Below are 13,022 nucleotides of genomic sequence, written 5' to 3'. Positions count from 1 at the left end.
GCATGGAAAACCGTAGGGTGCTGTTTCTGATCACCGGCTTGGTCCATGCCGGCGCCGAGATGCAGGTACTGGAGCTGGCCGGCGGTTTGCGCCGCAGGGGATGGACGGTGCTCGTCGTCTCCATGACCGCGCCGGAGCTCGACTTGGCGCCTTATGAGAAGGCGGGTCTCTCGTTCCGCCATTTGAATATGGCCAAAGGGGTTCCGGATCCGCGGGCGATCGGGAGGCTCCGGAAGCTCGTGCTCGAATTCCGGCCGGACGTCCTGCACAGCCACATGGTCCATGCCAACTTGCTGGCGAGAGTATGCCGGTTGTTCGCGCCCATCCCGATTCTGGTGTCTACGGCTCATAACACCTACCAAGGCGGCAAGCTCCGGATGTTGATGTACCGGATCACCGATCCGCTGTGCGAGCTGACGACGGGCGTCAGCATGGAGGTCGTCGAGAGCTCCATCCGCCGCAAGGCGAGCCCCGAAGGGAAAATCGTCTGCGTGCCCAACGGGGTCAACTTGAAACGGTTCCGCAAACAGGAGTCCGACCGTGCGGACGTGCGCCGGGAGCTCGGGCTGGGGGCAGAGACGTTCGTCTGGCTGGCCGTCGGCCGTTTGGCGAGAGCCAAGGACTTCCCGACGCTGCTGCAGGCCTGGAGCCGCATGGCGGACGGACCGTCCGGGCGCTGCCTGCTCATCGCGGGACAAGGGGACGATCGGGAGGAGCTGCTCGCGCTGGCGGATCGGCTGGGCGTATCCGGAACGGTCCGCTTTCTCGGCGTCCGCGGCGATATCCCCCGGCTGATGGGCGCTTCCGACGCCTATGCGATGTCTTCCCTCTGGGAAGGAATGCCGATGGTGCTGCTCGAAGCTTCCGCCTGCGAGCTGCCGATCGTGGCGACGGACGTCGGAGGCAACCGCGAAGTCGTCCGGGACGGGGAATCGGGATACCTGGTCCCGCCTTCGGATCCCGACCGATTGGCATTGGCCATGGAACGGCTGATGCTCCGGACGGAAGAGGAACGCCGGGACATGGGCAGGCGCGGACGGGAGCACGTGATGGGCCAGTACGACATCGACGCCATTTTGTCCCGGTGGGAGGGACTGTACCGGGACTTTTACGAGGCCAAACGCGGCGCCCGGCATGGCGAGTGGAAGGAAGCGGATGGGCGATCATGAGGGTTCCTTGGAAAAAAGCGGCGGCGTGGGGCGGCGCTCTTTTCGCCGCCGCGCTGCTCGCCGCAGCCGGCTCGCTGGTCTATGTTTATTATTCGGCGAAGACGACGGCCGACCATATATACGAGCCGAGGAAAGCGCCGGCTTACGTGCGGTCCGCGCCCGCCTCGGCCCAGGACGGGAAAGGCGGACCCATCCGCGTCTCGGCGGGGAAGACGGCCGGCGCCGGCAACGAAGCGGATCCGGAGCATCCGTTCACCGTGCTGCTGCTCGGGGTCGACCGGCGGACCAACGACGTCGGACGGTCCGATACGATCGTCGTCATGAGCGTCAACCCGGGAACGAAATCGATCCTGCTGTTCTCGATTCCGCGCGACACGAGAACGGAGATCGTCGGGCGGGGCACGGTGGACAAAATCAACCACGCCTTCGCCTTCGGCGGCGTCGACATGGCGATCCAGACGGTCGAGAAGTTCCTGGATTACCCGATCGATTATTACGTGAAGGTCGACATGGAGGAGTTCAGCCGGATCGTCGACATTCTGGGCGGCGTGGAGGTGCACAATCCGTTCGCGTTTTCGATGCACGGCCGGACGTTCGAGAAAGGGACGTTGACGCTGTCGGGCTCCGAAGCGCTGCTCTACTCGCGGATGCGGTATGACGATCCGAAAGGCGACCTGGGCCGCAACGCGAGACAACGGGATCTGATTGCCGGCCTGATGCGCAAAGCCGTCCGCGCCGGAACTTTGGTCCGCGCGGATTCCTTGTTCAAGCAAGTCGAACAAAGCGTTCGCACGAACATGAAGTTCGAATTTCTCCGGGCATGCATGACGGAAAGAATGGACCAGTATGCCTTGACGACCATGGAAATCAAGGGCAGCGGCCGCATGATCGACGGCATCTGGTACTACATGGTCGATGCAGGGGAAAGAGAACGCGTCCATGAACGCCTGCAAAACAGCATGGAGACGGCTTGATCCCAATCGCAAATAAACGCGCCGAATCCCAGTCGAATCGCTTTCCGGAGGAAAGCGGCGCGGCTGTTTTGCCGTGCAAGCTTAACCCCCGCTAGCGCGTGGGGCAACTGCTGATTAAGCTTGCCGCGCAAGCTTAAACCCCGCCAACGCATGGGGCAACAGCTGATTAAGCCTGCCGCGCAAGCTTAAACCCTGCTCCTCTGGACAGACGGGTCCCAATGGTTCATTTGAGTACAGGATTGAGCATGTTCGTGGGAAAGTTGCTGAAGAGTGACTTCAGAGGCACGAAACAATAGGACCGTCAGGGATGAATTGCTCCCTGACGGTTTTTTTGTCGGAAAGGAAAGGAAGGAGAACCGGAAATGATGGAAAGCCGCTTGCTTTCGGAAACCTCCGCGGCTCTGGATTGGAGCGCCCCCTACGCGGAACGGAAAAAGTACTACGTCTCGATCAAACGCCTGGCGGATATCGCGTTTTCGCTTGCGGGGCTGCTGCTGAGTTCCCCTTTGCTGCTCGCGGCGATGGCCGCCATCTACGCGGAATCTCCCGGACCGGTGTTCTACGTCCAGGAACGCGTAGGCTGGAAAGGCAGCTTGTTCAAAGTCATCAAGCTTCGCTCGATGCGGCTGGACGCGGAGAAGAACGGCGCCCAATGGGCGGAGAAGAACGACCCGCGGATCACGAAAGTCGGTTCCTTCCTCCGCAAGACGAGAATCGATGAAATTCCCCAATTGATCAACGTGCTGCGGGGAGAAATGAGCTTGATCGGGCCCCGCCCGGAACGTCCGGTTTTCGTCGCCCGGTTCAACGAAGAGATCCCGGGGTTCGTCGGGCGGCTGCTCGTCAAGCCGGGTCTGACCGGGTGGGCGCAAATCAACGGAGGCTACGAGATTACCCCGCGGGAGAAGCTGGAGCTCGACATGTATTACATCCAGCATTTTTCATTCCGATTGGACATGAAGATTTTGCTGCGGACGGTTAAGGTCGTGCTGACCGGAGACGGCGCGAGATAAGCGGCGAAGGAAGGGGTAAACGACTTGTTCAAGGTTGCCCATCTATGCACGTCCAGCAACAGCCATAAGGTGTTGGTCGACAAGCTGGCGCTTCTGGCGCGGAGAGGCTATCGCATCCATCTGATCTCGTCGGCGGAGGGATACGACGAAAGGTTGATGGGACAGTACCCGCTGCCGATGACGTTCGTTCCCATGCACCGGAAAATCCGTCCTTTGCAGGACTTCTTATCGATCATTCGGTTAATGCGGCTGTTCCGGAAGGAAAAATACGACATCGTCCACACGCATACGGCCAAAGCCGGACTGGTCGGCAGAATCGCCGCCAGGCTGGCGGGCATCCCCGTCGTCATTCACACGGCGCACGGCCTGCCTTTTTATGAAGGACAGGGCAAAATCGCCCATTTCGTTTACCGCATGCTGGAAAAGCTGGCATCGGCATTCTGCGACGCGATCGCGTCGCAGAACCGGGAAGACCTGGAGAAAATCCGGGCTTACGCCCCAAGGCAGCTCGTCTTCTACGAGGGAAACGGCGTCGATCTCGAACGGCTGGACCGCAGACGCGCGTCCATTACGGAGGAAGAATTGGATCGGATCCGGGCGGCGTGGCGGATCTCCCCCGGACGGAAAGTCATCCTGGTCGGAGCGAGGCTGGAGCCGGTGAAAGACCACTTCTTCCTGCTGCGCGGCATCCATCGCCTGGTTCAAGAGGGGTGCGCGGATTTCGTCTGCCTGCTGGCCGGCAAGGGGCCGCTCGAAGCGGAGATCCGCAGCCGCATCGCGGCGCTCGGACTCGAAGATCACGTGAAAATCGTCGGCCACCAAACGGATATTTACCCCTATGTCCAACTGGCGGATGCGGTGGCGCTGACTTCGGAGAAGGAAGGCCTCCCCCGGATCCTGATGGAAGGAATGGCGTATTCGAAGCCGGTCATCGCCAGCGACGTTCTCGGAACGAGGGAGCTGCTGCGGCACGGGCTTACGGGCCTGCTCGTCCCTCCGCAAGACGAAGGCCGCCTGGCGGCCGCGTTCCGGCAAGTGCTGGAGAACGAGACGTTCGCGGACAGCCTGGGCCGGAACGCTCGGGAAGCGATTGAACGGGACTTTACGGAGGATGCCGTCATCCGGCGGATCGAGCACTATTACCATCGGCTATATCGGGAGAAAACGCCCGTCGGCTTCATGCCGGAATATACGCGCCAATCGGAATGAGATTCGCAAGGAGCGTGTTCAACTTCGCTTGTCGGGGAATGGTGGTATAATAAGATTTCCGGACATGTTGATCGAAGCGGGGTTGACGCATGCATTTGCATTGGCTCATCGGGATTTTGGTCATCTTCGTCTTTCAGGCGGCGACCATTCTCGTCTTGGAATACCGCAGACCGGCCAACGCGATGGCTTGGCTGTTCATTTTGTTCCTGTTTCCGATCGTCGGATTCGTACTGTATTATTTTCTGGCCCAGGAGTACCAGAGAAGAAGGAAAGTCCGGCGGCGGGGCGGCATCGACGAGCACCGGAGGGCGGACATCCTCGAGAAGAGCCGTTTGGTCTCCGGGCCGGAGGAGATGCCCAGCCCGGAGTTCGCCCGCCAGGAGCGGCTGTTCAAGCTGCTGCGCAAAGCCGGGGCTTCTCCGATCACGGGCTGCAACCGGACGCGGGTGCTGACGAACGCCGAAGCCGCCTATGAAGCGATGCTGGCCGCGATCCGCGCCGCGAAGCATCACGTCCATTTCTCCACCTACATCCTCCGGGATGACGAGACGGGCCGCACGTTCCGCGAGGAACTGATCCGCAAAGCGCGGGAGGGCGTCGAAGTCCGTCTGTTGTACGACGGGATCGGCAGCATCAAAATCAAGAAAAACTTCTTCGCGCCGCTCGCGGAGGCGGGCGTGGAATACGCCAGCTTTTTTCCGCTGCGCCCCACGTTTCTGAAGAAACGGATGAATTACCGCAACCACCGGAAAATCCTCGTGACGGACGGAACCCGGGGGTTCGTAGGCGGCATCAACGTCGGGGACGAATATTTGGGGAAGCACCCCAAGCTCGGCTTCTGGCGGGATACGCATCTGGAGGCGGAGGGCGACGCGGTATACGGCCTCCAGGAAGTGTTCCTGAAAGACTGGGAGACGGCGACGGGGCTGAGTCCGGACGGGCCGGACTATTTTCCCCGCCACGGCTGTACGGGCAGCGAGACGGTGCAGATCGTGGCCGGGGGGCCGAACCGCAGGGACGACGCCATCCACGAGACGCTGTTCGCCGCGCTCTCCGTCGCCAAGGAACGCATATGGATTACGACGCCGTATTTCATTCCGGACGCCAGCGTGGCCATGGCCCTGAAAACGGCGGCGATGAGCGGCGTCGACGTCCGGCTGATCGTGCCGCTCGTGCCGGATACTTATCTCGTCCATGCGGCGACGATGTCCTACGTGGATGAGCTGATGAGTTACGGCGTGCGGTTCTGGCAATACGCCCGGGGATTCATCCACGCCAAGGTCGTGATCGTGGACCGTTTGATGGCTTCGGTGGGGACGGCCAATCTCGATTTGCGCAGCTTCTTCAGCAATTTCGAGACGAACGCCTTGCTGTTCGACGGGGAGAGGATCGCGGAGCTGGAGCGGGATTTCCTGCAGGATTTGAAGGACAGCCGGGAAATCGAGCTGTCCGGCTTCCGCAAGCGCCCTCGGAGCGTCAAGGCCAAGCAGGCGCTCGCGCGGATGCTGTCGCCGCTGTTGTAAGCGGGACGGGAGGCGGAGAGGGGGCTTCCCTAGGGCCTGCGCCGGCCCTCCATGCTGCGGATCACTTCGGCCAGGGGCTGCGGCTTCATCCGGGAAATGAGATCGCCGCGGATCCGCAGACGTTCGTGAATATTGAACAGGTTGAAGTCGGCCGCGGCGGGATTGCGGCCGACTTCTTCCCATGTCAGGGGGGTCGACACGGGCGCGCCGGGACGGGCCCTCGGCGTGTAAGGGGCGGCGAGCGTACGCCCGGGATAAAATTGCAGGTAATCGAGATAGATCAGGGTGCCCCGGTCTTTTTTGAACCGTTCCACCGTGAACAGTTCCGGGTGCCGGGCCGCCAAATATTCCGAAACGAACTTGCCGAACGCGCGAAGCTCGTCGAACGTCGGCCCCCGCTCGATCGGCATGACGACTTGCACGCCCGTCGCGCCGGACGTCTTCGGAACGGCATCGAGCCCGAGCGAATGCAGAAGCTCGCCGACCAGGGAAGCGGCTTCCATGATCCGCGGCTCTTCTTCCAGCGAGGGGTCGATGTCGAGGATCCAACGGTCCGGCAGCGTCTCCCCGATCCGTTCGCAGGAGACGTGCAGTTCCAGGCTGTACAGGCTGCCGAGCCAGAGCAGCGTCTCCATGGAATCGAGCACGACGTATCGGATGCTTCCGCCCATGGCGGTTCGGACGAAGCCGGGGGTCGGCTGCGGCGCGTTTTTCTGATAGAACGACGTGCCCCCGATACCCTCCGGAAAACGGATCGTCGTCAAATACCGCCCTTCCGTGTGCGGCAGCAAATAAGGCCCCAGCTTGATCAGCTGCTGCAGGTAGACCAATTTGGTGATGTTCCGGTCGGGCCAGATCGGCTTGTCCGGATGCGTGACGTTCAGCTCGTAATCGCCGAGTTTCAGCACCGTCTTCTGGGCCGTTGGCATGCTCGTCCTCCTTGCGGATGGGCTTTTCCAAAATTGTTGCCCATTCCGGCGCGATCCATCCCCGTCCGTTGCCTCCGATCCCCCTAAATTTGTTTCGCGGTTCCGATGGAGATTTGGCATCGAATTTTTCGGGATTCCCCGTAAACGTCTGCACGATCTGCCCGTGCGCGTCATAAAGAAGAGTGAGCCCTAAATATTATCCTAAGGTCAGGAGAAATTGCGAATGCCCGTAACCGCAGCGCCTTCTCCGGTTTCCTTCCTTCTCGCGTTGCTGCTGGTGGTGACGACCGGGACCGCCTGGTTCACCGCGCTTCATCCGGGTTTTCTATGGCGCGTCCTGCAAGGCGGCAGCCTATCCGAGGACGCGTTCCCTGCTTACTGCCGGGCGATTCGCGTCGGAGGCGTTCTATTCGGCGCCGCCGGCCTGCTGCTGTTGGAGCTGCAGGAATGGTATTCATGAATCCTTCTTCGGGCCATCCGCAGCGCATAGAGGGAGACCGCCTTGTTGGCGGTCTCCCTCTTCATTCCCCGCATTATGATTTCTTCTTTTTGCCCAATGATTTTTGCAGGTTTTCATTGGCTTTGAATACCGCGATTTTCTGAATCAGCTCCAGGGGCACCGGTCGGTCCGCCGGAAAACGGACGGCCGTTTTCGTCACTTCGTAGGGGGAGAGTTCGTCTTTAAACGCTTCGAATACGGCGAACGGCGGCGGGACCGAAATGGAGTAATGGTCCTTGTAAGCGGAATAGTAAATCACAGCCCCGTGTTGCGAGAACGCCGGAAGCTGATAGCTGATCATTCCCTCCGCCTCCGGAAGAACCGCTTGGATCGCTCCTTGGATTTGCCGAAGAACGAGCTGAACTTCGGGAGAAAAACTGGCGATGTACTCGTCTACCGTCTCGAATTTCTTTTTTGCTTCCGCCATGTGCGATCAGCCTCCCATTCCCGCCAAGTGTTCGGCGAAGCGTTCCATGGAAGCAATGGCTCCCTGCTCGGCTCCGGACGCGACCGACGCCTGCAGCGCTTCGACGGAATCGTACTCCGTGCGCATCGTCAGCCGCGTCTTTCCGTCTTCAAGCGCTTCGAAAGTATCGGTCGTGACCGATTCGTGCTGATTGTACGGTTCCATGTCGAACACCATCGTATAAACCAGCCGTTCCGGCTTGACCACTTCCCGGTACCGGCCGATGAACGGAAACTCCATTCCGTTTTCCCCCCGTTGAACGTAACGGTAGCTCCCTCCCACCCGAAGGTCGATTTCGCAGACGTGCAGCGGCACGCCTCCATGGCCCCACCAGCGGGACACGTGCTTCGGGGTCGTCCACGCTTCCCACACCAATTCCCTTGGCGCGTGGAAGACGCGTTCCACGATTAAGGTTTTGTCCTCGACGCGTACGGTGGCTTTCGTTCCGATTGGGCTCATACGGTTCCTCCTCGAATGTTTCGGTTTTTCTAGATATGGATGTGATTTCCTGTCGTTCTTAATATAATTTATAAGGAATATTCCTGTCAAGGAATACTATTGGCCGAAGAAATGGAAAAACGTAAAAAACCCCGTCCCCGTAAGGGGATGGGGTCGGGAGCGTCGGAATCGCGGATGGTCATGCGGCCGGCTGCCGGCACTCCTCAAGGAGCGGTTTCGGTTTTGCGGGTCCGGGGAGCCCGCGGTTTTTTCGGTCCGCGTCCGCCGGTTGCCGGGGCCGTCCCGGTATCGGCCGCGGGCGCGGTCTTGACCGCCTCCAAACTGGCTTGCAGCGCGGCCATGAGGTCGATGACGTTCGTGCGCTCCGCGGCGGGAGCGGTGACGACGTCGGTGCCTTGTCCCGAGATTTTGCGCTGGATGGCTTCCTGGAGGGCGATCCGGTAATCGTCGGTGTATTTCTCCGGATCGAACGGGGTCGACAACTGGTCGATCAGCATCCGCGCCATGCTCAGCTCGCGTTCGTTCACGGCCGTCTGGGCGGGCAGGTTCGGGACGAGCTGAAGCGAGCGGATTTCATCGGGATAATACATCGTTTCCATGCAGATGCAGTTCTCGACCGCGCGGATGGCGGCAAGGCTGCTCTTGCTGCGGATGGCGATTTTGGCGATTCCGATTTTGCCGGATTGGCGCATCGCTTCGAGCAGCAAATTATATGCGCCTGCGCCCGCCTGGTCGGGGGACAAGTAGTAGGCTTTCTGGAAATAGATCGGATCGATTTCCGTCAGGTCGACGAAGTCCAAGATCTGGATCGCGCGGGTATTTTCCGGTTTGATCGCGTCCAGCTCCTCCCCGTCGAACAGCACGAAGCGGCCTTTTTCGTATTCGTAGCCTTTCGTGATTTCTTCCCACTCCGCCTCCTTCTGGCAATGGGGGCAAGAGCGGGCGTAAGTGATCGGGGTGCCGCAAGGCTTATGGATCATGCGCAGATGGATGTCCTTGTCTTCGGTGGCGGTGAACATTTTGACGGGAACGTGCACGAGGCCGAAGCTGATGGCGCCTTTCCAAACGGTATGCATGGGGGTCCTCCTTCGGGTTCGGGACCGGGGTCCGGATTCTTCTCATTAGAATCAGTGTGCCCATTTGAATGGGAATTTAACGGTCCGGGCATATTGAGGGAGAGGTGAACCCGAATGGATGCGAATCGGATGGACGAAGCGACGTACGAAGGCAGGGACGAGTTCGACATGGACGTCGACCGGATGGTCAACGAAGGGCTGGGCGGCGGCCAGGTGACCGTAGATAACGGACTGATTACCGAAACGACCACGGACGCGATGGAGGCGGACAACCCATGAACGCGGAACGAGCGAAGGAGATTTACGAATCGAAGGACACGATCCCCGTGCGCCTGGACAGCGGGGAATCGGTGTGGATCGAAAAAGTGGACACGGCGAACGGAGTGGCGACGGTGCAGGTCGGGAACAGCCCCGTCGACACGCAGACCGTCGCGGTAGACCGGCTGCAGGAAGATCGATAAGTGCCGGTTTTTCGGGTTGTAGGTTCGGTCAGGGAGCGGTCGCGCCGCGGTGTCGGCGGGCCGCTTTTTCGCGGTCGAAACGGCGGATGGAGTGCCCGAGCGCCCAGCGAGTCGCTTTAGAGCAACAATTCGGGTAAACGTCCGTGTTATGGCTTTCGCGCAATCATTCCCGCCACTGTTGGTTCAACCGATCCGAAAGGTCGGGAGTTATTGCTTCAAAGCCATATCTCGCTTAACCCATGAGGGAAACTCAAGAATGATTGCCCAAAGGCAATCATTCCAAGCCGGGTTGCATAACGTTCGTACATGATCGAGGGACTTCTTACTTTTTGATAGCGTCGGGTAACTGTGCTATAATCCTTACAGATTCAATGCCAAAAAGAGGAGAGTGTGAACATGTACGACGTCGTTATTATCGGCGGGGGACCTGCCGGCGCGAGCGCGGCAATTTTCACGGCTAAGGCGGGCAAGAAAACCTTGGTGCTGGACAGCGACCAGAGCGTGACCCGGAGAGCCTGGATCGAGAACCATTACGGCGCGCCGGACATTACCGGTCCCGATCTCGTGGAGGCCGGCAAGAAGCAGGCGGCCAAACACGGCGCGGAATTCGTCACCGCCAAAGCGGCCAAAGTAACGTCCCAGAACGGGACCGTCAAGGTGGAAACGGAAGACGGCAACGCGTACGAGGGGACGCACGCCATTCTCGCGACGGGCATGTTCGCCGACTTGGCGGAAGCCAGCGGCATCCAGACGAAGCCGGGCACCGAGCCGAGAATCAAAACGATCGTCGATTGCGCGCCGGACGGCAAGACCAACCTGGCGAACGTCTGGGCGGCCGGCACGATCGCGGGCGTCAGCATGCATACGATCATTACCGCCGGCGACGGCGCCAAAGTGGCGATCAACGTCATCAGCGAATTGAACGGCGAACGCTATGTCGACCATGACGTGCTGAAAAGCTGAGCGAAACCGGAGTAAGGCCTTGCATCCGCGAATTTGCGGCGGCAAGGCTTTTTTTGAGCGTTCAGAACTTAATAACTTTTCGGGATTCCATTTGTCCAAATTACCAAAACGGGTTCGGATCGCGGGTAGCGCCGTGTTCGTTCGAGAGCTGGGAAACTCGTCACAGGATGAACGTACCGTTTCCGAGATAAGCCGCCCTGTCCGATCCAAGGTTCCCGCGAGGGAACCTTTTCGCTTTGGGGAGAGCAGGAATTCCGGTACGGCAAGCGAATGTATATTTTCACTGGGGCGACAAACATTTCCAAACCATGGATTCGCAGGGGAAGAAAATCCGTGGGGTCTTTCACATCAATCTGCCGCCCGAAATGGAGCAGAGAGGAGATTCGGAATGGAAGCCGCAGGCATCGTTCAGACGCGCGTGGTTTGGAAAGACCCGTTTCAAGTGGTGGGGGAAAAAATACGCTTCGATCCGTCCGGAGGGCAATTGTCCTCGGAGAACGAGATCGCCCGGCTATGGCCGCGTTTCAGCGAGAGAGCGGGGGAAAACGGTACCGCGGCAACGGGGATCCGGAATCGGTGATGGATATCTGGTTTCCGATCCGTCCGGCGCGGGACGTCCCGCTCGAAAACAGAGTCGCGAGCGTCTTCGTGCACGTCGCGGACCTTCGCCGATCGGCCGAATGGTACTGCCGGCTGCTGGGACTGCCCGTGCTTGAGGAAAGGTTGAACGGAGGCCCGGTCTATTGGTTCGACCTGCCCGGCACCCACCTCATTCTCGACTCCGACGCGGCCAATCGGCAAAACCCGGATTGGCGCGAAACGATGATGCCCCGCCTGATGTTTCCGGCTGCCGATATCGACCGGGCCTACGATTACGTTCGGGAGAAAGGCAAGCCGTTCTTCGAACCCGAGCGTCATGGACCGATGGCCTATTTCAATTTCCCCGATCCCGAAGGCAACGCCCTCATGGCATGTTGGTCCACGAACAGGGGGGACGACCCCGAACCCGATGGCGCAAGCCCGATCCGGCCTCGGATCGGAGGCGTCTTCGTCGACGTTCGGGACATGCGGGCGGCAGCGCGCTGGTATACGGATCTGCTCGGATTGCCGCTGGACGAGATGAACGCGGAGAAGTCCGTCTATTCCGTGCCCGTGACGGGCGGAGCCGCGTTGCTGCTGGACCGGAACCGTTTCTTGAAAGAGGAGCCGTACTCGGTTCCGTTCTTCTTCGAAACGGAAGATCTGCGGGCTTCGCTGGCCTACGCGCGGGAGCAAGGCCTCGAAACGGCGGGAGAGCCGGAGGCGTTTCCGGATCTGGACCTGTTCGTGCTGACGGACCCGGACGGCAACCGGGTCATGGTTTGCCAAGTCCATTGAAGTCGATGTTGAAACGCGGTCCACCCGGCGGAGGGCCGCGTTTTTGCGGGGCAACCGGCGGGACAGCCGGATGAACGGTGACGCGGCGGACGCCTTGACGAGCGGAATCCGGGTTCTATAAGATGATCTTATATCCGGATGGGGCGGTTGGCCAGCCTCGCGACGGAAAGGAGAGGTGCGAGCCGGGAATGGACATTACGACGGGAGAATGGCAAAATCCCACTTCGCTCAGCGAACACGTGTATTTGACGTTGAAGAGGAAAATCCTGAAAGGCGACTTGCCGCCGGGCCATCGGCTGATCGTGCTGGACATCGCCAAGACGTTCGACGTCAGCCAGGCTCCGGTGCGGGAAGCGTTGGAGCGGCTCAAGCAGGAAGGCCTCATCGTCGGCAAAATGAACAAAGGCTCGGCCGTATCCGAAATCACGCTCAAGGAAATCCGCGACATCTACGAGCTGCGGCAATTGATCGAAGGCCACGCGCTTCGGGAAACGATGAAGGCGCTGACCCCGGAGGATATCGCCGAACTCGAGCGGATCCTGGACGAGATGAAGCGGGCCGTGGACGAAAACGATGCCTACCGCCTGGTCGAGCTGGACATGCAATTCCACGGAACTTTCTACAGGCGCTGCGGCAACATGCTGCTTCTGGACATCTGGAACGGCATCAAGACGAAGATCATGCGGTTTATTTCGGTGACGAACCGGGACCATGTCGGGGACAGCATCCCGGATTCGCATGCGGAGCTGCTGGACGTCATCAAAAGCGGCGACGTGGACCGGGCGGCGGAGAAGCTGGTGCGAGGGCTGGACTTCTACCGGAATTATACGGGATAACGCGGTCCGGGAGTTTCCAAAAAAGGCATGATCGGGTATAATATAAATTATCGATAATCGATAATATT

General features: G+C 59.9%; 16 protein-coding genes. 12 read left to right on the top strand and 4 right to left on the bottom strand.

From position 1 onward, the window contains the following. The first annotated feature begins 2 nt into the window (after positions 1-2). From PTZ19_RS09305 to cls, 5 genes are all read left to right on the top strand, one after another. Complete coding sequence (locus tag PTZ19_RS09305) at positions 3-1,169, top strand: glycosyltransferase (RefSeq protein ID WP_276353932.1); 1,167 nt, start codon at positions 3-5, stop codon at positions 1,167-1,169. Next, on the top strand, positions 1,166-2,143 hold the full coding sequence (locus PTZ19_RS09300) for an LCP family glycopolymer transferase (RefSeq protein ID WP_276353930.1): 978 nt from the start codon (positions 1,166-1,168) through the stop codon (positions 2,141-2,143). The genes PTZ19_RS09305 and PTZ19_RS09300 overlap by 4 nt, the downstream gene beginning before the upstream one ends. Positions 2,144-2,505: 362 nt before the next feature. Next, on the top strand, positions 2,506-3,156 hold the full coding sequence (locus PTZ19_RS09295; RefSeq protein ID WP_276353928.1) for an exopolysaccharide biosynthesis polyprenyl glycosylphosphotransferase: 651 nt from the start codon (positions 2,506-2,508) through the stop codon (positions 3,154-3,156). Positions 3,157-3,180: 24 nt separating this feature from the next. Then, on the top strand, positions 3,181-4,365 hold the full coding sequence (locus tag PTZ19_RS09290) for a glycosyltransferase family 4 protein (protein WP_276353927.1): 1,185 nt from the start codon (positions 3,181-3,183) through the stop codon (positions 4,363-4,365). A gap of 95 nt (positions 4,366-4,460) precedes the next feature. Beyond that, on the top strand, positions 4,461-5,888 hold the full coding sequence (gene cls, locus PTZ19_RS09285) for a cardiolipin synthase (RefSeq protein ID WP_276354004.1): 1,428 nt from the start codon (positions 4,461-4,463) through the stop codon (positions 5,886-5,888). Between the two features lie 29 nt (positions 5,889-5,917). Here cls and ligD read toward each other — a convergent pair whose 3' ends face one another. Then, positions 5,918-6,817 carry a non-homologous end-joining DNA ligase gene (gene ligD / locus PTZ19_RS09280; protein WP_276353926.1) on the bottom strand — a complete coding sequence of 300 codons (900 nt, stop codon included), beginning with the start codon at positions 6,815-6,817 and terminating at the stop codon, positions 5,918-5,920. 223 nt (positions 6,818-7,040) lie between these two features. On the opposite strand from ligD, the gene PTZ19_RS09275 reads away from it, so the two are divergent. After that, a complete protein-coding gene (locus tag PTZ19_RS09275) occupies positions 7,041-7,277 on the top strand; it encodes a hypothetical protein (protein WP_276353925.1) in 237 nt (78 codons plus the stop codon). Between the two features lie 73 nt (positions 7,278-7,350). Here the strand turns inward: PTZ19_RS09275 and PTZ19_RS09270 are convergent, their stop codons facing one another. From PTZ19_RS09270 to ku, 3 genes are all read right to left on the bottom strand, one after another. Next, complete coding sequence (locus PTZ19_RS09270; RefSeq protein ID WP_276353924.1) at positions 7,351-7,743, bottom strand: iron chaperone; 393 nt, start codon at positions 7,741-7,743, stop codon at positions 7,351-7,353. A gap of 6 nt (positions 7,744-7,749) precedes the next feature. Next, entirely contained in the window at positions 7,750-8,241 is a 492-nt protein-coding gene (locus PTZ19_RS09265; protein WP_276353923.1) for an SRPBCC family protein, read from the bottom strand. 203 nt (positions 8,242-8,444) lie between these two features. Then, entirely contained in the window at positions 8,445-9,317 is an 873-nt protein-coding gene (ku, locus tag PTZ19_RS09260; protein WP_276353922.1) for a non-homologous end joining protein Ku, read from the bottom strand. A 114-nt stretch (positions 9,318-9,431) separates the two neighbouring features. On the opposite strand from ku, the gene PTZ19_RS09255 reads away from it, so the two are divergent. From PTZ19_RS09255 to PTZ19_RS09230, 6 genes are all read left to right on the top strand, one after another. Continuing rightward, positions 9,432-9,596 (top strand): hypothetical protein, encoded by a 165-nt coding sequence (locus PTZ19_RS09255; RefSeq protein WP_276353921.1) that lies wholly within the window; start codon positions 9,432-9,434, stop codon positions 9,594-9,596. After that, positions 9,593-9,778, top strand: coding sequence for an H-type small acid-soluble spore protein (locus PTZ19_RS09250; protein ID WP_276353920.1), 186 nt, complete (start codon positions 9,593-9,595; stop codon positions 9,776-9,778). Before PTZ19_RS09255 ends, PTZ19_RS09250 begins: the two co-directional genes overlap by 4 nt. A gap of 396 nt (positions 9,779-10,174) precedes the next feature. Further along, a complete protein-coding gene (locus PTZ19_RS09245; protein ID WP_276353919.1) occupies positions 10,175-10,741 on the top strand; it encodes an FAD-dependent oxidoreductase in 567 nt (188 codons plus the stop codon). A gap of 388 nt (positions 10,742-11,129) precedes the next feature. Continuing rightward, entirely contained in the window at positions 11,130-11,321 is a 192-nt protein-coding gene (locus PTZ19_RS09240) for a hypothetical protein (protein ID WP_276353918.1), read from the top strand. Then, the gene (locus PTZ19_RS09235; protein ID WP_276354003.1) at positions 11,321-12,118 is read left to right on the top strand and encodes a VOC family protein; all 798 of its coding nucleotides are present in this window, start codon (positions 11,321-11,323) and stop codon (positions 12,116-12,118) included. Before PTZ19_RS09240 ends, PTZ19_RS09235 begins: the two co-directional genes overlap by 1 nt. 188 nt (positions 12,119-12,306) lie before the next feature. Next, on the top strand, positions 12,307-12,954 hold the full coding sequence (locus PTZ19_RS09230; RefSeq protein WP_276353917.1) for a GntR family transcriptional regulator: 648 nt from the start codon (positions 12,307-12,309) through the stop codon (positions 12,952-12,954). Positions 12,955-13,022: the final 68 nt, after the last annotated feature.

Source organism: Cohnella caldifontis (genome assembly GCF_029360585.1).
Classification (GTDB): Bacteria; Bacillota; Bacilli; order Paenibacillales; family Paenibacillaceae; genus Cohnella; species Cohnella caldifontis.
The sequence above is the reverse complement of the archived record's forward strand: the minus strand, read 5'-3'. Positions and strand labels throughout refer to the sequence as shown.